The sequence below is a fragment of the Amycolatopsis ruanii genome, assembly GCF_003385175.1.
Classification (GTDB): Bacteria; Actinomycetota; Actinomycetes; order Mycobacteriales; family Pseudonocardiaceae; genus Amycolatopsis_E; species Amycolatopsis_E thermalba.
In genome coordinates this window covers 24,880-50,975 of sequence record NZ_PQHY01000005.1, presented here as the reverse complement: position 1 = coordinate 50,975, position 26,096 = coordinate 24,880, and the positions used below count along the sequence as shown (strand labels likewise).

Sequence of the window (26,096 nt, the reverse complement as noted above, 5' to 3'; positions counted from 1 at the left end):
CTCCCGGCATCGGAGGTGGCCCCTTCTCGGGTTGCGCCCGGGTCAGTGCGCGGTCGCCTTCTCCGAGCCTGCGCCGGTCAGCGACCGGACCTCCATCTCGGCGTACTTCTTCTCGTCGTGCTCCTTCGACAGGATCGTGCCGAGGAAGCCGAGCAGGAACGACACCGGGATGGACACCAGGCCCGGGTTCTCCAGCGGGAACCAGTGGAAGTCCACGCCCTTGATCATCGGCTTCGGCCCGCCGGACACCGCCGGCGAGAAGACGATCAGGACGACGGTGACGAGCAGGCCGCCGTACATGCTCCACAGCGCGCCCTGGGTGTTGAACCGCTTCCAGAACAGCGAATACAGCAGGGTCGGCAGGTTCGCCGAGGCCGCCACCGCGAAGGCCAGCGCGACCAGGAAGGCCACGTTCTGGTTCTTGGCGAGGATGCCGCCGACGATGGCCAGCGCGCCGATCACGACCGCGGTGATGCGGGCGACGCGCACCTCGGCCGCCTTGCTGTCCACCTGACCCTTCTTGATCACGTTGGCGTAGACGTCGTGCGCGAACGACGCCGACGCGGTGATCGTCAGGCCGGCCACCACCGCGAGGATCGTCGCGAATGCGACCGCGGCGATGAACCCGAGCAGGATCGGCCCGCCCAGTTCGAGCGCGAGCAGCGGCGCGGCCGAGTTGGTCGTGCCCGGCGCCGAGTTGATCGTCTGCGGCCCCACCAGCGCACCGGCGCCGTAGCCCAGCACCAGGGTGAACAGGTAGAAGATGCCGATCAGGACGATCGCCCAGACGACCGACTTCCGCGCGTCCTTCGCGGTGGGCACCGTGTAGAAGCGCATCAGCACGTGCGGCAGGCCCGCGGTGCCCAGCACCAGCGCGATGCCCAGCGACAGGAAGTCCAGCTTGCTGGTGTCGGTCTTGCCGTACTGCTTGCCCGGGTTGAGCAGCGCGTCACCGTTCGCGCCGCCGCGTTCGACGGCGCCCTGCAGCAGGTTCGAGAGGTTGAAGCCGAACTTGGCCAGCACCCACAGGGTCATCGCCAGCGCGCCGAGGATCAGCAGCACGGCCTTGATGATCTGCACCCAGGTGGTGCCCTTCATGCCGCCGATCAGCACGTAGACGATCATCAGGATGCCGACGATCGCGATGACCGCGTTCTGGCCCCAGTCGCTCCGGATGCCGAGCAGCAGGTTGACCAGGCCGCCGGCGCCGGCCATCTGCGCGAGCAGGTAGAAGAACGACACCGCGAGCGTGGACACCGCGGCCGCCGCGCGGATCGGCCGCTGCCGCATCCGGAACGCGACCACGTCGCCGAGGGTGAACTTGCCGGTGTTGCGCAGCAGCTCGGCGACCAGCAGCAGCGCGACCAGCCACGCGACGAGGAACCCGATGGAGTAGAGGAACCCGTCGTAGCCGTTGACCGCGATCGCGCCGGCGATGCCCAGGAACGACGCCGCGGACAGGTAGTCACCGGAGATCGCGATGCCGTTCTGCGGGCCGGTGAACGAGCGGCCGGCGGCGTAGTAGTCGGAGGCGGTCTTCGTGTTGCGGCTGGCGCGGAACACGATGACGAGGGTGATCGCGACGAAGATCGCGAAGATGATGATGTTCAGCGTCGGGTTGCTGCCCTCGACGCCCTGCGCGAGGTTCGTCACTGCGCGCCTCCTTCGATCTCACCACGGAGCTTGTCGGCGATCGGGTCGAGCTTGCGGTTGGCGTACCGCACGTAGAGCCCGGTGATGAGGAACGTCGACACGAACTGCAGCAGGCCGATGAGCAGGCCGACGTTGAAGTTGCCGATCAGCTTCGTGGACATGAAGCCGTGGGCGTAGTCGGCGAGCAGGACGTAGACGAGGTACCAGACGAGGAAGAGGACGGTCATCGGGAAGACGAAGGCCCGCAACCTCTTGCGGAGCTCGGCGAACTCGGGGCTCGCCTGCACCTTCTGCCAGTTGTCACCCGGACCCGTCTCGTCGACGAGGTCCTGGTCGCTGGTGCTCACGGGACAACCTCCCTTTCCATGGTCGCTACCTCTTCCGGTCGTGTGACGCGGGTAGATCTTGCCGTGAAACGTGAGAGTTGTTGTTAATCCTTTTGAGTGAATGATCTTACGGAGAGTTGACGATCTTACGCCGGTTTGACGTAGGAATGTCCATTTGCCGAATCACCAAACGGCCAAGATGGGATGAGAAGTCAACGGACGGTAAACGAAACCGCTAAGCGAGTGAAACTCTTCCGGGTCAGAGGTGAGGTCACGCAGCGTTCGGGGGCGCCGCTGCCCGGCACCACCGACGCGACACGCCGCGCCCGCGCTTTCCCGCCATTCGGGCGCGGCCAGTCCCGGCCGCGCCCGAATGGCCACGGCCCGCCGGATGCGAACCGCGGCCAGCCCAGGTCCGCACCTTCCCACCGTTCGGGCGCGGCCAGTCCCGGCCGCGCGCCCCGTCAGGCAACCGCCCTCTCGGCGCTCCACTGCCCACATCGCGACGCGAACCACGCCGCACCTTCACCGTTCCGGCGCGGTCCTCCCCGGCCACGCCCACCAGCCGCACTGGCCCACGGCCCGCCGGATGCGAACCGCACCGCGCCCAGGTCCGCACCTTCCCGCCGTTCCGGCGAGGCATGCGCACAGCCGTCCCCCGGCCCACGGCCCACCGAGGCAGAACTCACCGCGACCGAGCCCGCACCTCCCGTGCGAACCCCGGCCGCCGTTACTTGCGGTGCCGGCCGCGGCCCATGCGGGAGCGTTCCTCCGCCTGGCCGAACCGCGCCACCGCGCGGTCCCGCATGAAGCCGAGCCGGTCGGGGGCGTGCAGTCGCAGCATCACCGCGTTGACGTCCGCCGGTTTGCCGTTCGGCGTCGCCAGGCTGACCAGGATCGTCACCGCGAACGCGACCGGCACCGTGATCAGCGCGGGCTGGTCGGTGAACCACGGTGCCCAGTCCCCGGTGAAACGGCTGGCCATGTCCACCCCCAGCGCGCCCAGCACCAGCCCGCCGCCGATGATCATCCCCGCCATCGCGCCCGGCCAGGTCAGTCCGCGCCACCACACGCCGAGCAACAGCAGCGGCGAGAACGTCGACGCGGCCAGCGCGAACGACATCCCCACGCTCAGCGACAGGTCGTTGGGCCGCAGGAACAACGCCAGCGCCAGCGGCACCAGCCCGACCACCCCGGCGGCGATCCGGAAATCCAGCACCCGCCCCTTCGACAGGTCCGTCGACACCACACCCGCCAGGCTCACCAGCAACCCCGACGACGTGGACAGGAACGCCGCGAACGCCCCGGCCAGCACGACCGCGCCGAGCACCTGCCCCACCACCCCCGGCACCATCGCCGACGGCAGCCGCAGCACGGCGGCGTCGGTCTGGCCGGTCACCAGCAGCTCCGGCACGTACATCCGGGACAGCGCCCCGAGGATCGTCGGGAACAGGTAGAACAGCCCGAGCAGCAGCAGGACGTGCACCGTGGTCCGGCGCGCCGCCCGCCCGTCCGGGTTGGTGTAGAAGCGGACCAGCACGTGCGGCAGACCCATGGTGCCGAGGAACGTCGCGAAGATCAGCGAATACGTCTGCAGCAGGTCCCGCAACCCCTCCGACCCCGGATGCAGCCACTCGGAGTTGGTGACCTTCGCGTCGCTCACCGTCGGCACCGGGGTGCCTGCCGCGAACCACACCTGCGTGCCCCGCGGCAGCTCCTGCGTCGAGCCCCGCAGCCAGATCTCGTCGTGCGGGGCCGGTTCGCCGGGGTGCCGGATCTGGACCTGCGTCAGCGTGCCGACCTCGAAGGCGACATCGGTGCGAATGTCCACAGTGGTCGCCGAGGCGAACACCGGCGGCGCCGGCGAACCGAGCGAACCGGCCGGCCCCGGCTTGCCACCGGCCAGGAACACCGCACACAGCACGAACGCGGGCACCGCGATCGCGAACAGCTTGAGCCAGTACTGGAACGCCTGCACCACGGTGATCGCGCGCATCCCGCCCGCGATCACGTTGACGCCGACCAGCACGCTCACCGTCACCGCGCCGACCCAGGCCGGCGCGTCCAGCACCGTCGTCAGCGCCAGCCCGGCGCCCTGCAGCTGCGGGACCATGTAGAGGATCCCGATGAACACCACGAAGAACGTGCCGCACCGGCGCAGCGCGACCGACCCGAGCCGCGCCTCCAGGAAGTCCGGCAGCGTGTACGCGCCCGAGCGGCGCAGCGGCGCGGCGACGAACAACATCAGCGCGAGGTACCCGGCGGTGAAACCGATCGGGAACCACAACCCGTCGGCGCCGTCCTTGAGGATGATCCCGGCGATCCCGAGGAACGACGCGGCCGACAGGTACTCACCGGAGATGGCGGCGGCGTTGCGGCGCGAGCGGACCGTGCGGCGCGCGACCAGGAAGTCGTGCGTGGTGTTGGCGAACCGGGACGAGCGGTGACCCAGGTAGAAGGTCAGCGCGGCGACGGTCGCGATGCCGCTCAGCGCCCACGGGTTCAGGTGCACGATCCGGATTGTCCCCTGCGGCGGGACCGGTCCCGACGGCCGGTCACGACTCGATCATGTCCACGAAGTCCCGCTCGTGCCGCTCGGCCAGCCGGTTGTAGGCCAGGCCCGCGAGCAGCAGCAACGGGAACGGCAGCAGCCCCAGCAGCAGCCACGCCAGCGGCACGCCGATCACGCGCAGCGCCGCGAACCCCGGCCACAGGTAGAAGGCCAGCGGCAGCGCGCCGAGCAGCACCAGCACCAGCGTGCTCAACCCGATCGCGGTGCGCAGCTGGTGCTTGACCAGGTCGCGGATCAGCAGCTCACCCCAGCTGGTCTGCTGCTCCAGCTCCAGGCGCGCGCGCAGCGTCGGCGTGGTGCGCCGGGACCGCGGATCGGCCAGCACCACCCGCTGCCGCTTCGGTGGTTTCGCCGGCTCCGGTGGCGCCTCGGGCGGCGGCACGGCTGACACCGGCTCCACCGACGCGGGCTGGTAGTTCTTGCCCAACGTCGGGTCCGGTTCCCGCACCCCGTCGACGCGACGGTGGAAGTCCTCGGTCATCGACCACCCGTGAGTCGGTCCTTGAGCTCACGGGTGTGCCGCCGGGAGACCGGGAGCAGCTTCTCCTCGTTGCCGATCACGACCTGGTAGCCGCCCTGCCCCATGCGCAGTTCGGTGATCAGGTTCAGCGCGACCAGGAACGACCGGTGGATGCGCACGAACCCGGCCTTCTCCCAGCGCTCCTCCAGCTGGGTCAGCGGGATGCGGACCAGGTGGCTGTTGCCGTCCTTGGTGAACAGGCGCGCGTAGTCGCCCTGCGCCTCGACCCAGCGCACCGACGAGCGCGGCACGAGCTTCGTGGTCCCGGCGAGCTCGACCGGGATCACCTCGTCGTCGTCCGGCGCGGCGGGCGCGGCCGCACCCGGACCGGGCGGGGCCACCGTCTTCAGCTTCTCCAGCACCCGCTCGACCGCCCGGTCCAGCCGGTGCTGGTTGCACGGCTTGAGCAGGTAGTCCACTGCGCCCAGGTCGAACGCGTTGACGGCCTCGTGCGCGTGCCCGGTGACGAACACCAGCACCGGCGCGGGGCTCATCGCCGAGAACACGCGCGCCATCTCCATGCCGGACAGGCCGGGCATCTGGAGATCGGCGAACACCGCGTCGATCGGCGGCAGGCCGCGGTCCTTGCGCTCACGCACCTCCGGATCGTCCGAGGCCAGCACGCGCAGCGCCTCGGAAGCGTCGACCGCGGTGAACACGCGGCCGATGTGGGGGTTGTTCCGCAGGGTGTCGACCAGCAGGTTCAACCCGTGCGGCTCGTCGTCCACGGCCAGGACGAGCAGTCTGGTGTCTTGTTGCGCACTCACAGTGACTCGCATCCTGCCTACTGCACGATGCGATGTCCATACCGCGAATGAATGTTCGACCCGGCCTGCTTGGCGGTGCGGGTAGCGGAACCTCAGACGGCCCCTCGCTGTGGGATCGCCTCCTCATGAACGCCAGTTCACCACGTCGGCGCTGTCCTCGCGAGGAGCCGCCTGAGAACCCGCGGCGGTGCCAGTTGCGTGCGTGGCCAACTGCAAGGCCTCAAATCCCGTAGCGTGACCACGCTACGCGCTGTGCGACCGCGTCCAGGAGCGCCTGGGCGGCCGCAGGTGCGCCGATCCCCAGCCGGGCCAGCAGCGGCTTCTTCGGCTCGGCGATCGTGATCTCGGCGTCCGGCCAGCGCTGCTCGACGACCTCCCGCAGGTTGCCGATCCCGTCGACCAGGCCCAGCTCGACGGCCTTCGCGCCGAGCCAGACGTCACCGGTGAACAGCTCCTCGGTGTCGGCGAGCCGGTCGCCGCGGCGTTCCTTCACCCAGTCCACGAACATCTCGTGCAGCTGGGAGTGCATCTTCTTCAGCCACTCGACGTCCTCGGGCTTCTCCGGGGCGAACGGGTCGAGCCGCTTCTTGTTCTCGCCCGCGGTGTGCACCCGCCGCTCGATGCCGAAGCGCTCCAGCAGGCCGGTGAACCCGAACCCGCCGCTGATCACGCCGATCGAGCCGACCATCGACGTGCGGTGCGCGTAGATCTCGTCCGCCGCGCAGGCCAGCCAGTAGCCGCCGGAGGCCGCGACGTCCTCGCAGAACGCGATCACCGGCACGCCCGGCTTCTTGGCCGCGAGCTGCCGGATCCGCTCGGCGACCAGGCCGGACTGGGTCGGCGCGCCGCCCGGGGAGTTGATCTGCAGCGCGACCGCCTTGAGCCGGTCGTGGTCGAACGCGCGGGTCAGCGCCGACTCGACGGCCGCGAGGTTGATGGTGCCGCGCGCCAGCGGCGAGGGCGTCGGGGTGATCACCCCGTGCAGCTTGACGACGGCCACCACGTCCTTGCGGTCGCCCCGGTCGCCGATGCGCGAGATCTTGCTGCTCAGCCTGTCCGTCACGCTGGTCATGGCGCCAGGTTACGGACTCCTTCGGACTTGTGCAGACGGCCGTTGCGCGCCGGCTCGGGCGGGGCGTCCGCGTAGTCCGGCAGGTCGGTGCGCACGCCGGGCGCGAACTTCGGCACCCGCAGCGTCACCTTCATCCCGGCACCCGGCGCGGTCTCGACCATCAGCGCGTACTCGTCGCCGAAGAGCTGACGCATGCGGGCGTTGATGTTGCCCAGCCCGACGTGCGCGCCGGTGCGGTGCGAGTTGCGCAGGTCGGCCAGCCGCGCCGGGTCCATGCCGATGCCGTCGTCCTCGACGCTGATCAGCGCCTCGGTGCCGTAGTCGGACGCGGTCACGGTGACCATGCCACCGGTCGGCTTGTTCGCCAGGCCGTGCTGCACGGCGTTCTCCACGAGCGGCTGGATGATCAGGAACGGCACCACGACCGACAGCACCTCGGGCGCGATCTTCAGGCGCACCTCCAAGCGGCCGCCGAACCGGGCGCGCTCGATGGTCAGGTAGCGGTCGATGTTGCGCAGCTCGTCGGCCAGCGTGGTGAACATGCCGGAGGTGCGGAACGAGTAGCGCGTGAAGTCGGCGAACTCCTGCAGCAGCTCGCGCGCCTCCTCCGGGTCGGTGCGGATCAGCGCGGAGATGGTGTTGAGCGCGTTGTAGATGAAGTGCGGCGAGATCTGCGCGCGCAACGCCTTGATCTCGGCCTGTTGCAGCTGGTGCTTGGACTCCTCGAAGCGGGCCAGCTCGAACTGGGTGGTGACGAACTGCGCGACCGCGTCGGCCATCTGGATCAGGCGCTTGCCGGAGCTGCGGCCGACCACGATGAGCGCGGCCTCGACCTCGTCCTCGACCAGCAGCGGCACGATCACCGCGGTCTTCATCTTGCAGGTGCCGCGGTGGTCGCACGGGACGTCGTCGTGCGAGACGACCTCGCGGCGGGCCTTGCGGATCGACAACATGACCGCGTTCGCCAGGTCGAGGTAGTGGTCGTTGGCCTCGCCGTCCCAGGACACCAGCGTGCCCTCGTTGTCGGTGATGCCGACGGCGACGCACTTGAGCAGTTCGAGCAGCTGCGAGGTGATGCGGTCGGCGCTGGCCTGGTCGAAGCCCTCGCGCAGGTCCGGGGTCGCGCGGGACATGTGGTAGACGGCCTCGAGCACCGCGTCCTCGATCGAGCTGCTCGGCTTGCGCGTCCGAGCCAGCACCACGATCAGGACGATCAGCAGCACACCCGCCACGCTCCACGGGATGATTTGCGAGATCGGCAGACCGGGCACGGCGTCAATGCTCTGCGCTCGTGACGCCCGGTGCAAGCTCTTCAGCGCACTTTCTGTGCAGACTTCGCCACCCTGCGGGGTGACACGCTACTTGAGCAGGCGCGACAGGCGACGATCCGCCAGCGGCTTGCCACCCGTCTGGCAGGTGGGGCAGTACTGGAAAGACTTGTCGGCGAACGACACCTCACGCACCGTGTCCCCGCACACCGGGCACGGCAGGCCGGTCCGGGCGTGCACCCGCAGGCCGGACCGCTTCTCGCCCTTGAGGCGGGCCGCGTCCTGGCCCACCGAGCGCTCCACGGCGCTGGTCAGGATCTCGTGCACCGCCGCGGCCAGCCGGTCCAGCGCGTCGTCGGACAGCTTGCCCGCGGTCGCGAACGGGGACAGCCGCGCGGCGTGCAGGATCTCGTCCGAGTAGGCGTTGCCGATCCCGGCGATCACCGACTGGTCCGTCAGCACCCACTTGAGCCGCTCGGTCCGGCCCGCCAGCAGCTCGGCCAGCGAGTCCCGGTGCAGCGACAACGCGTCCGGGCCCAGCCGCGCGATGCTGGGCACCTCCCGCAGGTCCCGGACCACCCACACGGCCAGACCCTTCTTCGTGCCGGCTTCGGTGAGGTCGAAGCCGCGGTCTCCGAAGTGGACCCGCAGCGCGATCGGGCCCTTGCCCGGTTTCGGCGGCGTCGGCGAGAGGTTGTCCGCCCAGCGCAGCCAGCCCGCGCGGGCCAGGTGCACCACCAGGTGCAGGCCGTCGCAGTCCAGGTCGAGGTGCTTGCCGAAGCGGCCGGCCCCGGTCACCTCGCGCCCGTGCAGGTCGGTGTAGGGCGGGTCGAACGTCTTCAGCACGGCCAGCGACGCCACGTCGACGCGGCTGACCAGCCGCCCCACCGCGTGCTCCCGCAGGTGGTAGGCCAGCGCTTCGACCTCGGGCAACTCCGGCATCGCTACTCCATCGGCCGCAGCGGGCCCTCGAAGTCCGGGCCCGCCTCCCGCTGGATGGTCTTCGCGAGCCTGGTCAGCTCACTGCGCACGCGGAACATGCCGGAGATGATCCCGACCCAGCGCTCCGGCGGCGGGTCGCCGGTGACGCCGCCGTCGGTCTCCGCGACGACCGTCCACGGCCGGTTCAGCACCCACCGCAGCGGGAAGAACACCGCGATCAGCAGCAGGCCGTAGATCACCCACGGCGGCACCACCACGGAGTCGGGCAGCCAGGCGACGAGGATGACGGCCAGCAGAACGCACACGGCGAGCATCGCGATGCCCGAGGTGTAGCTGCCGGAGATGTCGCGCTCGAAGTCCTCGGCGGTTGCCGGGCGGCGCCATTCCATCTGCGCCCGGACGACCCACTCGCGGCCGTCGCCTCCCCGCACCACGCGGTTCATGTTCGCTGCCTCCCGCTACGGTCGTACGCCCGCCCAACCGTAGCGTGGTCGCGGGCCGCCGCGCGAGACGCGGACGGAGATCGACTACTTGGATGACCCCTGGCCGGAGGGCTCCCGATCCCGGTCGGACCCCCACAGCCACCACGGGGACGACCACGACGGCGGCCCGTGCGACTCCGCCTGCGTCGGCTTGTCCTTGTCCCGGCCCCAGCCCTTGCCCGGCTTGTCCCGGGTCGGCGAATCGTCGCTCGACAGCGGGGTCCCGTCCGTGGTCGGCAGGTCGTCCCGCGCGCTGCCGGTCGACGACGACCCGGTCGGCTCGACCGCATCCGACCGGCCGCCGACCGCGCCCGTCCCGTCCGCCGTGCCCGGCTGTTGCCGCGCCGGCGGCTCGACGGCCCTCGTCTGCTCGACCGGCGTCTCGGACCGCGGCTGGTCCACGACCGTGTGCGTCACCGGTGCGCCCGGATAGGGCAGCGTGACCTCGTCCGGCGCGATCAGCACCTGCGGCGGCGGGCTCAGCCGCGACTCCGGCTCGGCGATCCGCAACTCGACCCCGCCCTGCTCGGGCAGGCCGATCGGCTGCGACTCGTCGACCATCGCCGGCCCGACCGCGAACCCCACCACACCCGCGGCCGTCGTCGAAGCCAGCGCGACGCCGATCTTCAGCTTCGACACCAGCATCGTCTTCACCGTGGTCAGCACCCCGGACGTCGCGCCACCACCCGCCGCGGCGCCCGCGACGGCCGCCGTGGCCGGCACCAGCATCGCCACCGCACCGGCGTGCGCCCGCAGCGACGAACACACGTCCCGCAACTCGGCGTGCATCGCCCGGCACGACGCGCACCCCAGCAGGTGACCGCGGATCCGCCGCGCCTCCGCACCCGTCACACTGCCCGCGGTGTAGCCGCCGAGCTTCTCGATCACCCCGCGGCAGCTGACGTCGGAAATCCGGTTCATCGCCAGGTGCGCCTGCAGGTAGGCCGCACGCAGACCCTGCCGGGCCCGCCGCGCCAGCGCCGCCGTCGCGTTCGCGCTCAACCCGAAGTGCGGCGCCACCACCGCCGGCTGCTCACCCTCCACCTCGGTCTGCCACAACACCGTCCGCCACCGCTCCGGCAGACTCGTGAACGCCGTGGTGATCAGGCTGTGCTCCGCGGTGCGCGCGTGCGCGTCGGCACCCGCCCCCGCGCGGTGGGTCAGCTCGTCATCGGTGACCGGCACATCGCGGCGCGCGCCGTGCCACTCCCACGACACCCGGCGCGCCACCGTCAGCAGGTACGCGCGGATGTGCTCCCTCGGGCCGTTCCCGCGGCGCAACGCCTGCAACACGCGGAAGAACGTCTCGGCCGTGATGTCCTCCGCCTCGGACGAATCGGCGGCCAGGCTCCGGGCCAGCCTGCGGACGGCGGAAGCGTGCAGCTCGAACAGCTCGCGGAACGCGGCATCCTCACCGGAGCGGAGCCTGCTCAACAGAGCCTGCTCGTCCTCCGATGCCGTGCGCTGTTCCGGCACCGCCGCGTCGTCCGTCATGCGGCCAGCCACCTCCTCCCCCGCGGGACTAACCCGTTCGGTTGAATGGAGACACCATACGGAGCGAAACGCTCGCCGTCACCCCTTGTACTCCCGGAGTGACCAGGTTCCCTCCGACAGGGCGACACACACCTCCCGGGCCCAAGATCACCCCAAGATGGCCACCCCGTCAACCCGGCGAACCGCACCCGTATAGACTGTGCGACGTCCCGGTGAACCGGGGCACGCGGACGTAGCGCAGCTGGTAGCGCATCACCTTGCCAAGGTGAGGGTCGCGGGTTCGAATCCCGTCGTCCGCTCGCAGCTGGCAGACCCCTGCTCGCGCTTCGCGGCTCGCCGGGGCTGCTCGCCATTGCATTGGGGGTCGGACCCCCAAACCCCCGCCAGCTGGCAGACCCCTGCTCGCGCTTCGCGGCTCGCCGGGGCTGCTCGCCATTGCATTGGGGGTCGGACCCCCAAACCCCCGCCAGGGAGGGCTTCGCCCCCCTGGGCCCCCCGCGCGAGCCGCCTGCCTGCTCAGCCACCTGCCGCGCGCTGCGTTTGTTCCCAAAATTCACCTGATGGTGTGGTTGTCAGGTTTCTCGGCGGATCATTCGGCCGGCTCCGGCGGCGACCGTGGTCGCCAGGATCCAGCCCATCGCCGTGAAACCGTTCGAGACCCACTTGTCCAGGTCGTGCATGTACCAGCGGCCCTTGTTGCCGAAATCGACGATCGGCACCAGCAGATCCAGCGTGTAGAGCACCGGGTTCCACTCCAGGCCGGTCTCCTGCTGGTCGACGGCGCAGCGCGGACCGCTCACCATGTACCGCACCGGATCGTTCACACACGAGTCCGTGCCCGTGCCGAAGTAGATGCTGCCCGCCGCCAGCAACGCGATCAGCCACGCCAGCGCCCGCACCGGCCGGTAGCCGTAACCGACCATCCACCGCTGCAACCAGCTCCACAACCGCACCCCCGGCCCGAGCACCCGATAGCCCTGGGCCAGCGCCTCGTACCGGTACTGCTGCTTCTTGAACAGCACCGTCGACGCGTGCTCCTCGTTGCCGCTGTTGCGCAGCATCGCGGCGAGCTGGTCGTACGGTCCCGGCCGGTAGCCGGCCATCGCGGTGCGCAGCCGCTCGATGCGGTCCCGCACCGCGGCGTCGTCCTTCATGTCGATCGGGCGCTTGAGCACGTCGTACCGGAAGTCCTCGAGCTCGATGCCGCCCTCGGCCCGCCAGAAGTTCTCGTTGTCCTCCAGCGTCTGGCAGTGCGCGTGCCGCAGCACGATGCTGCCGGTCGCCGGCGCGGCGAAGTTGAGCAGGAACTCGTCCGCGCCCACGTCACTGGCGTCCAGCGCGATCGCGTGCTTGTTGTACGAACCCAGCACCGCGCCGGTGAAGTCGATGCGGCGGCCCGCGGTGGCGCCGTCCATGTTCACGCCACCCTCGGCGTGGAACGGCTGCTCCCCGGCGTTGGTGAGGGTGATGTCGCGGCCGACCCGCACCGTGCGCAGGTCCACCGAGAAGCTGGTCCGGTTGCGCACCGCCGGTTCGGTGACGTCGGTGCCGTAGAGGTAGACGCTGCCGCCGACCTCGATGCCCTGCAGCCGCAGCGTGCCCTCGATGGTCGCCTCGTGCAGGTGGAAGTTGCCGGCCACCGTCATGCGGCGGGCGGACAGCACGTCGCGGTCCGCGTGCCGCAGGTGCACCCGCCCGGCGAGCAGGTTGCCGCGGACCGTCACGTCGGCCATCCGCAGCTGGCCGGACGGGATCTCCAGGCCGGTCGCCTCGAGGTCACTGCTGATCTGCGAGCCGTCCAGGTGCAGCGCGCGGTCGTAGTACGGCTCGACCGAACCGCGCGGCACGGTGATGCGGGCGCGGGCCAGGCGCAGCGTGCCGCCGATCTTCGCGTTGATCATGCGCAGCGTGCCGACCGCGGACAACCCGTCGGACAGCTCGACGTTGCCGTCCACCTGCCACCGGTCGCCGACCAGCGCCGGCCACGGATCGACGTAGGGGTCGCTGGACTTCCACGCCTCCACCACGATCCGGCCCTGCTGCTCACTGACCAGCTCCGCGGCGCGCAGCACGATGTCGCCGTTGACGCGCATGCTGGGCAGGTGCAGCACCCCGTGCGCGGAGAACGGCTGGCGCGTGCTGGCGGCGCCGTAATTGTCCACCTCGCACAGCAGGCTGCCACCGATGTGCGCGCCGTTCCCGTCGAGCGCGAAGCCGTCCGGGTTGCGCAGCTTGGCGCCGGAGAAGTTCACGTTGCCGCCGGTGCGCATGCCGGGGAGGCGGACCTCGCCCTCGGCCTGCATCCGGTAGGCCAGCAGCGCGCCCGCGATGATCAGCCGGTCGGCCTGGATCGCGCGGCCCTGCGGGTAGTCCACCGCGGTGCGGGTCAGGACGACCGACCCTTCGACGACGGCGTCGGTCAGGTTGATGGCGGCGTCCGGCACGCCGCGCTCGCGGGTGTCACCGCGCTGCACGGCGGTTTCGCCGTCGTCGCTGCCCGGCAGGACCTGCACGACGCAGCGGATGAGGCGGACGTCGTTGCGGCTGCGCAGGTTTCGGGCCTTGAGGCCGGGCAGCCAGCAGCGCCGGAAGACCAGCCCGAGGATCTTGGCCTCGCGCACGTCCGGCGGATACTCGAACCGGCAGTTCTCGAAGCGGAACAGGCAGTCCAGGTCCGCCCCGCGCAGATCCAGCCGGCCGGTGATGTAAGCGTTTTCCACGGCGACGATCGGGGCGTTGCTGGTCTGCTTGCGCCAGCGCAGCAGCCCGCCGCTGCCGGGCTCCAGCAACGGTTTGAGCAGCTCGTCCGCGGCGAGGTGGTAGCGCCGGTCCGGCACCCCGCGGAAGGGATCCAGGGGCGGCAGCTCCCGCTCCACCTGCCCCGGCTGGCCTACCGGCATCCGTGACTCCCCCTCCTTCACCCGCCTGCCCACAGAGCTCCGACGAACAGGCGACGCCGCGGGTTCCCGGGCCGGTGCGCTAGAAGCCTATCGCCACCTGGATGGACGCAGCGGCAACTCCGGCGCCGACCGCGGTCGCCGCTGGGTCCGCTTGCCCGCTCGATCCGGGCGGCTCAGGGTCTGCCAAGGCGGTGCGGCGGGGCCTGGCGCGGAAACGACCGGCAGGAAGGGCGAGCATCCGTGCCTCCTCCCGCGACGATCGCCGCTGGCTTGGGCGATCGTCGCGGACGAGGGGGGGTCCCGCGCTACTACTCGTCGATGTGGGTGGGGTTCAGCACGCGCGACAGGAACGTCTGCGTCCGCTCGTGCTGCGGGTCGCCGATCACCTGGGCCGGTGGGCCCTGCTCGACGACCACGCCGCCGTCCATGAACAGCACCGTGTCCGCCACCTCGCGCGCGAACTGCATCTCGTGGGTGACCACGAGCATCGTCATGCCGTCGCGGGCCAGCTGGCGCATCACGGCGAGCACGTCGCCGACCAGTTCCGGGTCCAGGGCGGACGTGGGCTCGTCGAACAGCATCACGTCCGGGTCCATCGACAGCGCCCGCGCGATCGCCACGCGCTGCTGCTGGCCACCGGACAGCTGCGCGGGCAGCGAGCGCTCCTTGCCGGTCAGCCCGACCTTGCGCAGGTTCTCCAGCGCGATCTTCTCGGCCTCGGCCTTGTCCCGCTTGAGGACCTTGCGCTGCGCGATGGTCAGGTTGTCCAGCACCGGCAGGTGGCTGAACAGGTTGAACGACTGGAACACCATGCCGATGCCCCGCCGCGCGCGGTCGATGTCGATGTCCGGGTCGGTGATCTCGAACCCGTTCACCACGACCGTGCCCTCGTTGGGCTCCTCCAGCAGGTTCACGCAGCGCAGCAGCGTCGACTTGCCCGACCCGGACGGCCCGATGATGCAGACGACCTGCCCGCGCCGCACCTCCAGGTCGATGCCCTTGAGCACCGACAGCCTGCCGAACGCCTTGTGCAGCCCGCTCACCTGGACGATCACGTCGCCGGTCACGCCTCGACCTCCAGTCCGCGTTCGCTCTTGCGCCCGGTGCGCCGCTCCAGGTACCGGGACAGGTAGCCCAGCGGGATGGTGATGATCAGGTAGCACAGCCCGGCGAGCAGGATCGGCGTCAGCGACCCGGTCGCGTTCAGGCCCTCGCGGCCGAACTTCGTCAGCTCGTACTCGTCGCGGGCCAGGCCGAGCAGGTAGATCAGCGACGAGTCCTTGGTGAGCAGGATCAGCTCGTTGGTCAGCGGCGGCAGGATGATGCGGAACGCCTGCGGGATGACGATCGAGATCATCGCCCGCGCCTGGGACATGCCCAGCGACCGCGCCGCCTCCCGCTGACCGGCGGGCACCGCCTGGATGCCCGCCCGGATCGTCTCCGCGATGTAGGCGGAGCCGACCAGGCCCAGCGACAGCATGACGGTGGAGTAGATGTCGAACTTCAGCCCGAACGCGAGCGGTGCGCCGAAGCCGAGGGTGATGAACACCAGCAGCGCCGGCACACCGCGGAAGAACTCGATGTAGACGGTCGCGATCCAGCGGTACGGCCCGACCGGCGACAGCTTCATCAGCGCCAGCACGAGACCGACGGCCAGCCCGAACGCGAACCCCAGCGCCGTGTAGACGACGGTGTTGACCAGCGCCGTCGTGATGACGCCGGGGAACTGCGCGCGGGCCGCGTCGACGTTGAAGAACGCGCGCTGGATCTCGCCCCAGTCGGCCACGAAGGCCGCGATGAGGATGACGATCACCAGCAGCGCGTACTGCGCGCCCCGGAAGAGCTGGGCGCGTTTACGGCGAGACATCGCCACGGTGGAACTCCTCGCAGAAGTGGCGTCCGGTTACTTGCTTTCCGGCAGCCTGTTGAACCACTTCTGGTAGATGGCGTCGTAGCGACCGTCCGCCTTGGCGGCGGTGATGACCTCGTTGACCTTCGCCAGCAGCGCGCCGTTGCCCTTGCGCACCGCGACGCCGTACTGGTCGCCGGTCTTGAACTCGGCGGTCACCTCGACGTCCGGGTTGGTCTTGAGGAACTCGTAGTGCACCGAGTTGTCGTTGATGCCCGCGTCGATCTGGCCGGTCTTGACGGCGGTCTGCTCCAGGGCGAGGTCCTCGAACTGGACGATCTCGTAGCCGTACTGGGCCTTGTTCGCCTCGGCGTAGTCCTCACCGGTGGTGCCCAGCTGGACGCCGAGCTTCTTGCCGCGCAGCTTCTCCAGGCTGTCGATGCCGGAGCCCTTCTTGACCAGCAGCGCCTGGTTGGCGTCGAAGTAGCCGACCGAGAAGTCCATCACGGCCTGCCGCTCCGGGGTGATCGTCATCGCGGCGGCGGCCACGTCGCACTGGCCGGTGTTGAGCGACTCGCCCGACTCGATGCCCTCGAACGGGGTGTCGAAGATCTTCTGCTGCACGCCGAGGTTCTCCGCGACCAGATTCACGAGGTCGACGTCGAACCCGACGGTCTTGTCACCCTCGGTGAACTGGAACGGGGCGTAGGGCAGGTGCGTGCAGGTGGTCAGGAAGCCGGTCTCCTTGAGGCTGATCTCCCCGCCGGCCTGGGTGTCGCCGCCGGTGTTGACCTCCTGCGCGCAGGCCGTGGCGGTCGCCGCGATGGCGAGCGTGGCCGACAGAACAAGCGCATTGCGTAACGATCGACGCGACACGGTTTACTCCTAGTAGGTCATACTTATCGAGTGCACGCATCCTGCCACTTGGAGCTCGTCACGCACAGCATCGAGTGGTTACGGCCGCATTTCGGGTCTACCCGGTAACCAATTGGTAACACACGGGTGACCCTGCGTGTCTGGAAGCACGCGTGGATCGGGAAACGATCGCGGCAGCCGGGGCGATCTCCGGTCGTGAAGAACCATTGGTGGCTGCCGGGCACCGTGATGAGCCTCGGCCTCGTGACGGCAGCCGTGGCCGGCCTGTGGTCGATGCTCCGCTACGACAGCGTCGAGCTTCCCGCTTCGTCGATGGAACCGACGCTGCGGCAGGGCGACCAGCTCACCCTCGTGGACGCCGACGGCGATGTCCGCCACGGCGACCTCATCGTGTTCAACGGCGCGTCGTGGGAGGTCCCGCGGCTGTTCGTGAAGCGGGTGGTCGGCCTCGGCGGGGACGTGGTGGTCTGTTGTGACGAGTCGGAGCGGCTGCTGGTGAACGGGGTGCCCGTCGAGGAGGAGTACCTGCTGCGCGACGGACCCACCTACCGCTTCACCGCGCAGGTGCCGGCCGGCAGCGTGTTCGTCCTGGGGGACTGGCGGAACAACTCCGCCGACTCGCGCATGCACCTCTCCGGACCGAACGGCGGCGCGATCCCGGTGTCCGACGTCCGGGCCAGGGTGGTGGCCGTCAACGGGGAGACCCTCGTGCCCACCAGCGCCTTCGTCGACGCGGGGCTGTCGGGTGGGCGGCTCCCGGCGCCGGACCAGCGGGCGTCGCTGCTGGTGATCGGCGCCGGGGTCACGGTCTTCCTCGGCGGGCTGGTGTGGCTGGTGGTCGTGGTCAGCCGCGGGCGTGGGCGTCCAGCATGTGCGCCACCGCCTCCGTGAGCCGCTGCGCCTGGGCCAGGTGCAGCCACTCGTTCGGGACGTGGGCGTTCGAGTCGGGGCCCAGCGCTCCGGTGACCAGGAACTGCGCCTCCGGGTACTTCTCGCCCAGCAGGCCCATGAACGGGATCGACCCGCCGAGCCCGACGCTGCGCCACGGGGCGCCGAAGACCTCGTCGCTCACCTGCTCCAGAGCGGAAGCGAGCCACGGCGACGCGTCCGGCGCGTTCCAGCCGTCCGCGGCCTCCACTCCGGACAGCTCCACCACCGCGTCGTAGGGCACGTCCGTGGTCAGCGCCTTCTCGATCGCGTTCAGCGCCGCCGCGGAATCGGCCGTCGGCGGGAGGCGGAAGCTCAGCGCCAGCGTCGTGTGGTCGCGCAGGACGTTGCCCGCGTTCGCCGGTTCGGGCAGGCCCGCGGCGCCGATCACCGACAGCGTGGGCCGCCACGACTGGTTCAGCAGCAGCTCCAGCTCGTCGTCGGACACCGGGCGCATCCCGGGCAGCAGCGGGAACGAACCGCTGATCGCGCCCGGCGCCACCGCGACCGTCGCGGCCGCCTCCGCGCGGCGGTTCTCCGGAATCGCCACGTTCAGCTCGGCCAGCTTGATCTCGCCCGTCGCCGAGTCCTCGATGCGGTCCAGCAGCTGCCGCAGCACCCGGAACGAGCTGGGCACCACCCCGCTCGCCAGCCCGGAGTGCGCCGCCGCCTCCAGCACCCGCACCGTCACGTGCACCTGCGCCAGCCCGCGCAGGCTCGTGGTCAGCCACAGCCGCTCGTAGTCGTTGCCGCCGGAGTCCAGGCACACCACGAACGTCACGCGCCCCAGCCGCTCCGACAGGTGCTCCAGGTACACCGGCAGGTCGGGGCTGCCCGACTCCTCGCCGGTCTCCAGCAGGATCACCGAACGCGCGTGCGCGCCGCCGGCCGCGTGTACGGCCTCCAGCGCGGCCGTCGCCGCGTAGCCGGCGTACCCGTCGTCCGCCGAGCCGCGGCCGTACAGCCTGCCGTCGCGCACCACCGGAGTCCACGGGCCCAGCCCCTCGGCCCAGCCGCCGACCGGGGGCTGCTTGTCGAGGTGGCCGTAGAGCAGAACCGTGCCGCGGTCCTCCGCGCCGGGCGTCGCCGGGACGTCGACCAGCAGCACCGGGCTGCGGCCGTCCACCTGCACCACGTCGATCGTCGCGCCGGGCAGCCCGCGCCCGGTGATCCAGTTCTGCACGTGCCGCACCGCGGCGGCGAGGTGCCCGTTGGCGGCCCAGTCGGGGTCGAACGCCTGCGACAGGGCGGGGATCTCCACCAGGCCGCTCAGGCTCGGCAGCACCTCGTCGGACCAGAGGCGCCGGACGGTTTCACGCACGGTCGTTTGCTCCACCCGGGCCATTCTGCCAGCCGCCTTCAGGTCACAGTTCGGCTCCGCATTGGCCGCCACTGGTGACCGCCAGCCACCTTCCGTATTCAATGTGATCTCAATCACCCACATTGCGTACGTTTTGCCCGGTTCGACGAGGAACGGAGGGCACGCCTTGTCACCACCCGTGTTGTCGGTGAACAACCTCGAAGTGGTGTACGACGACGTGGTGCTCGTCCTGCGGGGGCTCAGCCTGGAGGTCCCCGACGGCGCGATCGTCACGTTGCTGGGCGCGAACGGCGCGGGCAAGACGACCCTGCTGCGGGCGATCACCGGCCTGCTCGTGCCGCACCGCGGCAAGATCACCAAGGGCACGGTCCGCTTCCGCGACGAGGACATCACCGGCGCCGACCCGGCCGACGTGGTGCGCAAGGGCATCGCGCAGGTGATGGAGGGCAGGCGGATCTTCGCCGAGATCACCGTCGACGAGAACCTGCGCACCGGCGCCTACACCCGCCGCTCCCGCACCGAGGTCCGCGAGTCCTACGCCCGGGTGATGGACCTGTTCCCCGTGCTCGCCGACCGCCGCCGCTCGATCGCCGGTTACCTCTCCGGCGGCGAGCAGCAGATGCTCGCGATCGGCCGCGCGTTGATGGCCTCGCCGAAGCTCCTGCTGCTCGACGAGCCGTCGCTCGGTCTCGCGCCCAAGCTGGTCGAGCAGGTGCGGGACATCATCGTCGAGATCAACGGCCAGGGCACCAGCGTCCTGCTGGTCGAGCAGAACGCCGTGATGGCGCTGTCGATCGCCGGGTTCGGCTACGTGATGGAGACCGGGAAGGTCGTGAAGGACGGCCCCGCCGCCGACCTCCTCGCCGACGAGGACATCCGCGAGTTCTACCTCGGCGCCGCCCAGCACGAGGAGCGGCGCAGCTTCGCCGAAGTCAAGAGCTACCGGAGGAAGAAGCGATGGAGCGCGTGACCACCAGCGACCCCGCACCCGCCCGGGAGGACGAAGCCGATACCGATCGCCCGATCCTCGAGGTCCGCGACCTGACGCTGCGGTTCGGCGGGGTCACGGCGCTGGACGGCGTCAGCTTCGAGGTCGGCCGCGGCGAGTTGTTCGCCGTGATCGGCCCGAACGGCGCCGGCAAGACGTCGATCTTCAACTGCCTCAACGGGGTCTACCGCCCGCAGGAGGGCTCGATCACGCTCGACGGCGAGAAGCTGGTGGGCCGCCACCCCGCCGCGATCGCCGCGATGGGCGTGGCCCGCACCTTCCAGAACCTCGGCCTGTTCGAGCACCTCACGCTCATCGAGAACCTGATGCTCGGCCGCCACCACCTCATGCGCACCGGCTTCGGCACCGGGATGCTCTGGTGGGGCCGGGCCAAGCGCGAGGAGGTCCGGCACCGCGCGGCCGTCGAGGAGATCGTGGAGCTGCTCGAACTCGAGCCGTACCGCCGGATGCCGGCCGGGCTGCTCCCCTACGGCGTGGCGAAACGCGCCGAACTGGGGCGGGCGCTGGCGATGGAGCCGTCGCTGCTGCTGCTCGACGAGCCGGTCGCCGGCATGAACCTGGAGGAGACCGAGGACACCGCGCGCTACCTGGTCGAGGTCCGCCGCGAGCTGGGCCTGGCGATGATCCTCGTCGAGCACGACATGCGCCTGGTCATGGACCTCGCCGACCGGGTGCTCGCGCTGGACTTCGGCGTCGCGATCGCCACCGGCAAACCGTCGGAGATCCAGAACCACCCCGCCGTCATCGAGGCCTACCTGGGCGGTGCGCGATGAGCACGACACTGACCGCTCCCCCGGACGTGCGGACCCTGCCCGCGCGCCTGCTGGAACACGCCCGCGCGATGGGCGACAAGACCGCGATGCGGGAGAAGCACCGCGGCCGCTGGCGCGAGTGGACCTGGGCCGAGTACGCCGAGCGGGTCGCCAACGTCGCCGCCGGCCTGCGGGAGCTGGGCGTCGAACCGGGCGACCGGGTCGCGATCCACGCCGAGAACCGGCCGGAGTGGGTGGTCGCCGACCTGGCCGGGCAGGGCATCGGCGCGATCAGCATGGGCGTCTACCCGACCTCCCCGGAGGCCGAGGTCGAGTACCTGTTGTCGCACTCCGGCGCGAAGGTGCTGATCGCCGAGGACGAGGAGCAGCTGGACAAGGCGCTGGCGGTGCGCGGCAGGCTGCCCGAGCTGAGGCACCTGGTCGTGATGGACCCGCGGGGCGTGCGGGTCGAGGCGCTGCCCGACCTGATGACGTTCGAGCAGCTGGAACGCCCGCGGGACAACGCTCTCCGGGACTACGCGGACGCGGTGGCCCGGCTCGATCCGGCGGCGACCGCGATCCTCGTCTACACCTCGGGCACCACCGGACCGCCCAAGGGCGCGATGATCTCGCACGCCAACCTGGTCGCGGCCGGGCGCACGTTCCTCTCCGCGCTCGGCGGCGGCCCGGACGACGAGGTGCTGTCCTACCTCCCGCTGTGCCACATCGCGGAACGGCTGACCTCGGTGATCGACTCGGTGTGGGCCGGGTCGGTGGTCAACTTCGGCGAGGGCGGGCCGTCGTTCCTCAACGACCTGCGCGACGTGCAGCCGACCGTGTTCCTCGGCGTGCCGCGCGTGTGGGAGAAGATGCTGGCCGGCACCGAGATCCGGATGGCCGACGCCTCGCGCCTCAAGCGCGGCCTCTACCGGTTCTGGCTGAAGCAGGGCCGCCGCATCGCGCCGCGCCGGATGGCCGGGCGGCTGTCCGCGGCCGACCGGATCCGCGTGTGGCTGGGCGAGATCCTCGTTTTCCGCGCCCTGCGGGAGAAACTCGGCCTGGTCCGGGTCCACACCGCGCTGTCCGGCGCCGCGCCGATCGCGCCGCAAGTGCTGGAATACCTGTGGGCGATCGGGGTTCCGGTGCGCGAGGGCTACGGGCAGACCGAGAACACCGCGCTCGCGACGCTGACGCCGGAAAGGGACGTGCGGCTCGGCGCGGTCGGCAAACCGCTGGACGGCGTGGAGGTGCGGATCGCCGAGGACGGCGAGATCGGCAACCGCTCGGCCGGGGTCTTCCAGGGCTATTACCGCAATCCGGAGGCCACCGCGGCGGCGGTCGACGCGGACGGCTGGCTGCACACCGGCGACGTCGGCGAGATCGACGACGACGGCTTCCTGCGGATCACCGACCGCAAGAAGGACATCATCATCACCGCGGGCGGCAAGAACATCTCACCGTCGGAGATCGAGAACCGGCTCAAGGTCTCGCCGTTCGTGCGCGAGGCGATCGTGATCGGCGACCGTCGCAAGTACCTGACCGCGTTGATCGGCGTCGAGGCCGAGACGGTCGGCAACTGGGCGACCCGGCGCAACCTCGCGTACACCACGTACGCGGACCTGTCGGCCAAACCCGAGGTGCGGGCGCTGATCCAGCAGGTGGTCGACGAGACCAACCGGGAGTTCTCGCAGGTCGAGCAGATCAAGCGATTCGCGTTGATCGGCAAGGAACTCGACCACACCGACGGTGAGCTGACCGCCACCCAGAAGGTCAAGCGGCGCGCGATCGAGCAGCGCTTCGCCGAGGAGATCGAGGCGATGTACCGGTGACGACATTCCTGCAGAACTGCTTCGCCGGGCTCGCACTCGGATCCACCTACGCCCTGGTCGCGCTCGGCTTCGTGGTCATCTACAAGTCGACCGGCGTCATCAACTTCGCGCAGGGCGGGCTGCTCGCGCTCGGCGCCTACCTCGGCTTCACCTTCGCCAACAACCTCGCGATCGCGTTCGGCGTGGCGATCCTGCTGGCGTGCGCCTCGGCCGCGCTGGTCGGCGCCGGGTTCGAGCGGATCGTGCTGCGGCGCATGGTGGGGCAGCCGCCGTTCGCGGTCATCATGATCACCATCGGCCTGCTGTTCGTGCTCGAACCGCTGATCACCGCGATCTGGGGCTTCGACAACCTCCAGGTCGAAAACCCGTGGAACATCCAAACCCTCGAAGCCGGCGGGATCGTCTTCGGCGTGCGGGACCTGTGGACGATCGGGCTGACCGCGGCGGTGGTCGTCGGGTTCTTCCTGTTCTTCCGCTTCACCTCGCTCGGCCTGGCGATGCGGGCCACCGCGTTCGACCCGGAAGCGGCGCTGGCGCAGGGGATCAGCGCCCGCCGGGTGTACGCGGTGTCCTGGGCCATCGCCTCGGCGCTGGCCGCGCTCGCCGGCATCACCATGGCGGCCGGGCCGGGCGGGCTGTCCCCGTCGATCGGGTTCATCGCGCTCGCGGCGTTCCCGGCGATGATCCTCGGCGGACTCGACTCGCCCGCCGGCGCGGTGCTCGGCGGCATCGTCATCGGGCTGGCCGAGGCGCTCACCCGCGGCTACCAGGACCAGTTGTTCTCCTGGGCCGGCGACAACGTGTCGATCATCGTGCCCTACCTGCTGATGATCGTGATCCTGCTGATCCGGCCGTACGGCCTGCTGGGAACCAAGGACGTCCGGAGGATCTGATGCCCAAACCGCACCGCAACCTCGTCCGCGACTACGCCCAGGACCTGCGCCTGTTCGGCTCGCCGATGTCGAAGTTCGGGCTGGCGCTGATGATCGCGGCCTTCCTGGTGCTGCCCACGGTGGTGCAGGACGACTTCTGGCTGTCCATCCTCATCTACGCCGGCATCACCGCGGTCGGCGCGATCGGCCTGAACCTGCTCACCGGCTACTGCGGCCAGATCTCGCTGGGGCACGCGTTCTTCATCGGCGCGGGCGCCTACGTGACGGCCAAGGTGGGCGGCGACTTCGGCCTGCCGTTCCCGTTGTGGCTGCTCGCGGCCGGTGGGATCGGGGCCCTGCTGGGTGGGCTGATCGGGCCGTTCACGCTGCGGCTGCGCGGGCACTACCTGGCGATCGTCACGCTCGGGCTGGTGTTCGTCGGCGAGCACCTGTGGCGCAACCTCGACGACTTCACCGGCGGCAACTCCGGCACCTCGGTCACCGCCGACGCCGCGACCGGGCCGGTGAACTTCTCCGACCTGTCGATCTTCGGCGAGAGCTACTCGCGCAACCAGGGCTGGTTCTGGCTGGTCTGGGCGCTGGTCGGGCTGGTCGCGCTGCTGGTGAAGAACCTGGTTCGCACCCGTCCCGGCCGCGCGCTGCAGGCGGTGCGCGACCGCGACCAGGCCGCCGAGGTGATCGGCGTGCGGGCGGGCCGGTACAAGATCGGCGCGTTCATGATCTCCAGCGCGATCGCGTCGGTGGCCGCCGCGTTGTTCGGGTCCTACCAGCAGTTCGTCAGCCCGGACGAGTGGAACCTGCTGCTGTCCATCCAGTACATCGCGGTGATCATCGTCGGTGGCCTGGGCACGGTCTTCGGATCGGTGCTCGGGGCGCTGTTCGTCGGCGCGCTGCCCGCGCTGATCGACCGCTACAGCGACGTCATCCCCGGCGTCCAGACGAGCGTGGGCGATTCCGGGTTCATCAGTGTGTTCGCCCTCAACCAGGCCATCTTCGGGTTGCTGATCGTGCTGTTCCTGGTGCTCGAACCACGCGGGCTCGCGGGCATCTGGCTGCGGATCAAGACCTATTTCAAGGCCTGGCCGTTTTCCTACTAGGGAGGTTGTCGAAGTGACTTGCGTGGCGGTGCGGGTGGCGGAACCTGAGGCGGCCCCCGGCTGTGGGATCGCCTCCTCATGACCGCCAGGTCACCACGTCGGCGCTGTCCTCGCCAGGAACCACCTCAGAACCCGCGGCGGTGCAAGCGCACGGCCCACAACAAGCGGCTCCGCCGCTTATCAAACAGAACCCAGTCGAGGAGGCGTCCATGAAGAGAACGCGGATCGCGGCGGTGCTGGCCGCGGCGACACTCGTGCTCGCCGCGTGCGGTGGCGCGGGCGACGACGAAGGCGGTGGTGGCGGGCAGGCCGGCAACCCGGGTGCCACCACCGGGTTCGACGGCACCACGATCAAGCTCGGCGTGCTGTCCCCGCTGTCCGGGCCCGTCGCGGTCATCGGACAGCCGCTGACCTCGGGCAACAAGGTCTGGTTCGACGCGCTCAACGCCCGCGGCGGCGTCGCCGGCAAGTACAAGGTCGAGCTGGTCCAGGAGGACACCCAGTACCGGCCGGAAGTCGCGGTGCAGCAGTACAACAAGGTCAAGGGCGACGTCGTCGCGTTCACCCAGCTGCTGGGCACGCCGTCGACGCTGGCCGTGCTGCCGCAGCTGCGCGCGGACAAGATGCTCGCCGCGCCCGCGTCGCTGGACGCGCTGTGGGTGCGTGAGGAGAACCTGCTGCCGGTCGGCGGCCCGTACCAGGTGCAGTCGATCAACGCGATGGACCACTACCTCACCGAGGGTGGCGGCACCAAGGACTCGCGGATCTGCACGATGGTCCAGGACGACGTCTACGGCGAGGCGGGCCAGGCCGGCATCGACTTCGCCGCGAAGCACTACGGCTTCACCGTGGCGAACACGCAGCGCTTCAAGGCGGGCACGGAGAACTACGCCGGGCAGATCGGCGCGCTCGCCGGAGCCGGCTGCCAGATGGTGTTCCTGACCGCGACCCCGACGGACGCGGCCAAGATCTGGGGCACCGCGGCGCAGGCCCGGTTCGCGCCCAGGTGGTACGGGCAGTCGCCGAGTTACACCTCGGCGTTCGCCAAGTCCGCGATCGCGCCGTACCTGCAGCAGTACGTCACGATCGTCGCCGAGGGCACCGAGTGGGGCGACAACTCCGTGCCGGGCATGACCGAGATGGTCAACCGGAAGAACCAGTTCGCGCCGCAGCAGGAGCCGGACTACTACTTCGCGTTCGGCTACAACCAGGCCCGCGCGATGACGGCGGTGCTGGAGAAGGCCGTCGAGCTGGGCGACCTGTCCCGCGACGGCATCCTGAAGGCGTCCAGCGAGCTGGGCACGGTGTCGTTCGACGGGCTCGCCGGCGACTACGAGTACGGCCCGGCCGACACCCGCAACCCGCCGCGGTCGAGCACGCTGTTCAAGGTCGACCCGGCGAAGCCGTTCGGGCTGGCCACCCTCAAGTACAACTTCAGTTCACAGGCGGCACAGCAGTACCAGTTCACGAAGGCCAACCTCTAACCGGGTGGCGTGACGCAGGTCACTGGATCGGCCTATGCGGGTCACCTCCGGAGCGTTCCGCGC

The 26,096-nt window shown here is 70.2% G+C and carries 22 protein-coding genes and 1 tRNA gene; 8 read left to right on the top strand and 15 right to left on the bottom strand.

The annotated features are described in order from the left end of the window. Window positions 1-42: 42 nt before the first annotated feature. From D0D28_RS04030 to D0D28_RS03985, 10 genes are all read right to left on the bottom strand, one after another. On the bottom strand, window positions 43-1,653 hold the full coding sequence (locus D0D28_RS04030; RefSeq protein WP_116109771.1) for a solute symporter family protein: 1,611 nt from the start codon (window positions 1,651-1,653) through the stop codon (window positions 43-45). Further along, complete coding sequence (locus tag D0D28_RS04025; RefSeq protein ID WP_094003480.1) at window positions 1,650-2,000, bottom strand: DUF485 domain-containing protein; 351 nt, start codon at window positions 1,998-2,000, stop codon at window positions 1,650-1,652. The genes D0D28_RS04030 and D0D28_RS04025 overlap by 4 nt, the downstream gene beginning before the upstream one ends. A gap of 709 nt (window positions 2,001-2,709) precedes the next feature. After that, a complete protein-coding gene (locus D0D28_RS04020) occupies window positions 2,710-4,491 on the bottom strand; it encodes a cation acetate symporter (protein ID WP_094003479.1) in 1,782 nt (593 codons plus the stop codon). A 43-nt stretch (window positions 4,492-4,534) separates the two neighbouring features. Next, complete coding sequence (locus D0D28_RS04015; RefSeq protein ID WP_094003478.1) at window positions 4,535-5,032, bottom strand: hypothetical protein; 498 nt, start codon at window positions 5,030-5,032, stop codon at window positions 4,535-4,537. Next, complete coding sequence (locus tag D0D28_RS04010; protein ID WP_094003477.1) at window positions 5,029-5,850, bottom strand: LytR/AlgR family response regulator transcription factor; 822 nt, start codon at window positions 5,848-5,850, stop codon at window positions 5,029-5,031. The genes D0D28_RS04015 and D0D28_RS04010 overlap by 4 nt, the downstream gene beginning before the upstream one ends. 208 nt (window positions 5,851-6,058) lie before the next feature. Next, window positions 6,059-6,910: a S49 family peptidase gene (locus D0D28_RS04005; RefSeq protein WP_094003476.1), complete on the bottom strand. Its 852-nt coding sequence runs from the start codon at window positions 6,908-6,910 to the stop codon at window positions 6,059-6,061. Continuing rightward, window positions 6,907-8,190 carry a sensor histidine kinase gene (locus D0D28_RS04000; RefSeq protein WP_094003564.1) on the bottom strand — a complete coding sequence of 428 codons (1,284 nt, stop codon included), beginning with the start codon at window positions 8,188-8,190 and terminating at the stop codon, window positions 6,907-6,909. The genes D0D28_RS04005 and D0D28_RS04000 overlap by 4 nt, the downstream gene beginning before the upstream one ends. A gap of 78 nt (window positions 8,191-8,268) precedes the next feature. Next, entirely contained in the window at window positions 8,269-9,120 is an 852-nt protein-coding gene (locus D0D28_RS03995; protein ID WP_094003475.1) for an Fpg/Nei family DNA glycosylase, read from the bottom strand. A 2-nt stretch (window positions 9,121-9,122) separates the two neighbouring features. Beyond that, window positions 9,123-9,563 (bottom strand): DUF983 domain-containing protein, encoded by a 441-nt coding sequence (locus D0D28_RS03990; protein ID WP_094003474.1) that lies wholly within the window; start codon window positions 9,561-9,563, stop codon window positions 9,123-9,125. 84 nt (window positions 9,564-9,647) lie between these two features. Further along, window positions 9,648-11,096: a sigma-70 family RNA polymerase sigma factor gene (locus D0D28_RS03985; RefSeq protein ID WP_094003473.1), complete on the bottom strand. Its 1,449-nt coding sequence runs from the start codon at window positions 11,094-11,096 to the stop codon at window positions 9,648-9,650. A 226-nt stretch (window positions 11,097-11,322) separates the two neighbouring features. On the opposite strand from D0D28_RS03985, the gene D0D28_RS03980 reads away from it, so the two are divergent. Then, window positions 11,323-11,395 (top strand) — tRNA-Gly (locus D0D28_RS03980). 273 nt (window positions 11,396-11,668) lie between these two features. On the opposite strand, the gene D0D28_RS03975 is transcribed toward D0D28_RS03980, so the two are convergent. The 4 genes from D0D28_RS03975 to D0D28_RS03960 form a co-directional block, all read right to left on the bottom strand. Then, window positions 11,669-13,996 (bottom strand): oxidoreductase, encoded by a 2,328-nt coding sequence (locus D0D28_RS03975; RefSeq protein WP_240323087.1) that lies wholly within the window; start codon window positions 13,994-13,996, stop codon window positions 11,669-11,671. Window positions 13,997-14,304: 308 nt separating this feature from the next. Next, the gene (locus D0D28_RS03970; protein ID WP_094003472.1) at window positions 14,305-15,063 is read right to left on the bottom strand and encodes an amino acid ABC transporter ATP-binding protein; all 759 of its coding nucleotides are present in this window, start codon (window positions 15,061-15,063) and stop codon (window positions 14,305-14,307) included. Next, window positions 15,060-15,869: an amino acid ABC transporter permease gene (locus D0D28_RS03965; RefSeq protein ID WP_116109770.1), complete on the bottom strand. Its 810-nt coding sequence runs from the start codon at window positions 15,867-15,869 to the stop codon at window positions 15,060-15,062. Before D0D28_RS03965 ends, D0D28_RS03970 begins: the two co-directional genes overlap by 4 nt. A gap of 30 nt (window positions 15,870-15,899) precedes the next feature. After that, entirely contained in the window at window positions 15,900-16,721 is an 822-nt protein-coding gene (locus tag D0D28_RS03960; RefSeq protein WP_094003470.1) for a basic amino acid ABC transporter substrate-binding protein, read from the bottom strand. Between the two features lie 195 nt (window positions 16,722-16,916). Here D0D28_RS03960 and lepB point away from each other — a divergent pair, with 195 nt between their 5' ends. Continuing rightward, entirely contained in the window at window positions 16,917-17,612 is a 696-nt protein-coding gene (gene lepB, locus D0D28_RS03955; protein ID WP_116109769.1) for a signal peptidase I, read from the top strand. Here the strand turns inward: lepB and D0D28_RS03950 are convergent. Beyond that, window positions 17,566-18,993, bottom strand: a complete 1,428-nt coding sequence (locus tag D0D28_RS03950; protein WP_116109768.1) for a M20/M25/M40 family metallo-hydrolase — start codon at window positions 18,991-18,993, stop codon at window positions 17,566-17,568. The genes lepB and D0D28_RS03950 overlap by 47 nt on opposite strands. A gap of 154 nt (window positions 18,994-19,147) precedes the next feature. Between D0D28_RS03950 and D0D28_RS03945 the strand changes: the two genes are divergently transcribed. The 6 genes from D0D28_RS03945 (at window position 19,148) to D0D28_RS03920 (ending at window position 26,033) form a co-directional block, all read left to right on the top strand. Further along, a complete protein-coding gene (locus D0D28_RS03945) occupies window positions 19,148-19,939 on the top strand; it encodes an ABC transporter ATP-binding protein (protein WP_094003467.1) in 792 nt (263 codons plus the stop codon). Then, window positions 19,927-20,751, top strand: a complete 825-nt coding sequence (locus tag D0D28_RS03940) for an ABC transporter ATP-binding protein (protein WP_116109767.1) — start codon at window positions 19,927-19,929, stop codon at window positions 20,749-20,751. Before D0D28_RS03945 ends, D0D28_RS03940 begins: the two co-directional genes overlap by 13 nt. After that, on the top strand, window positions 20,748-22,559 hold the full coding sequence (locus tag D0D28_RS03935) for an AMP-dependent synthetase/ligase (RefSeq protein ID WP_116109766.1): 1,812 nt from the start codon (window positions 20,748-20,750) through the stop codon (window positions 22,557-22,559). Before D0D28_RS03940 ends, D0D28_RS03935 begins: the two co-directional genes overlap by 4 nt. After that, a complete protein-coding gene (locus D0D28_RS03930) occupies window positions 22,556-23,452 on the top strand; it encodes a branched-chain amino acid ABC transporter permease (RefSeq protein WP_116109765.1) in 897 nt (298 codons plus the stop codon). Before D0D28_RS03935 ends, D0D28_RS03930 begins: the two co-directional genes overlap by 4 nt. Next, window positions 23,452-24,549, top strand: coding sequence for a branched-chain amino acid ABC transporter permease (locus tag D0D28_RS03925; RefSeq protein ID WP_116109764.1), 1,098 nt, complete (start codon window positions 23,452-23,454; stop codon window positions 24,547-24,549). Before D0D28_RS03930 ends, D0D28_RS03925 begins: the two co-directional genes overlap by 1 nt. Window positions 24,550-24,758: 209 nt before the next feature. Then, window positions 24,759-26,033, top strand: coding sequence for an ABC transporter substrate-binding protein (locus D0D28_RS03920; protein ID WP_116109763.1), 1,275 nt, complete (start codon window positions 24,759-24,761; stop codon window positions 26,031-26,033). The last annotated feature ends 63 nt before the right edge of the window (window positions 26,034-26,096 follow it).

Bases quoted from the DNA above. Each gene is read 5' to 3' on its own strand.
- D0D28_RS03975 (WP_240323087.1), bottom strand. From the start codon at position 13,996: ATGCCGGTAGGCCAGCCGGGGCAGGTGGAGCGGGAGCTGCCGCCCCTG.
- D0D28_RS04010 (WP_094003477.1), bottom strand. From the start codon at position 5,850: ATGCGAGTCACTGTGAGTGCGCAACAAGACACCAGACTGCTCGTCCTG.
- D0D28_RS03920 (WP_116109763.1), top strand. From the start codon at position 24,759: ATGAAGAGAACGCGGATCGCGGCGGTGCTGGCCGCGGCGACACTCGTG.
- D0D28_RS04015 (WP_094003478.1), bottom strand. From the start codon at position 5,032: ATGACCGAGGACTTCCACCGTCGCGTCGACGGGGTGCGGGAACCGGAC.
- D0D28_RS03935 (WP_116109766.1), top strand. From the start codon at position 20,748: ATGAGCACGACACTGACCGCTCCCCCGGACGTGCGGACCCTGCCCGCG.
- D0D28_RS03950 (WP_116109768.1), bottom strand. From the start codon at position 18,993: ATGGCCCGGGTGGAGCAAACGACCGTGCGTGAAACCGTCCGGCGCCTC.
- D0D28_RS03995 (WP_094003475.1), bottom strand. From the start codon at position 9,120: ATGCCGGAGTTGCCCGAGGTCGAAGCGCTGGCCTACCACCTGCGGGAG.
- D0D28_RS03990 (WP_094003474.1), bottom strand. From the start codon at position 9,563: ATGAACCGCGTGGTGCGGGGAGGCGACGGCCGCGAGTGGGTCGTCCGG.
- D0D28_RS03985 (WP_094003473.1), bottom strand. From the start codon at position 11,096: ATGACGGACGACGCGGCGGTGCCGGAACAGCGCACGGCATCGGAGGAC.
- D0D28_RS03940 (WP_116109767.1), top strand. From the start codon at position 19,927: ATGGAGCGCGTGACCACCAGCGACCCCGCACCCGCCCGGGAGGACGAA.
- D0D28_RS04005 (WP_094003476.1), bottom strand. From the start codon at position 6,910: ATGACCAGCGTGACGGACAGGCTGAGCAGCAAGATCTCGCGCATCGGC.
- D0D28_RS03925 (WP_116109764.1), top strand. From the start codon at position 23,452: ATGCCCAAACCGCACCGCAACCTCGTCCGCGACTACGCCCAGGACCTG.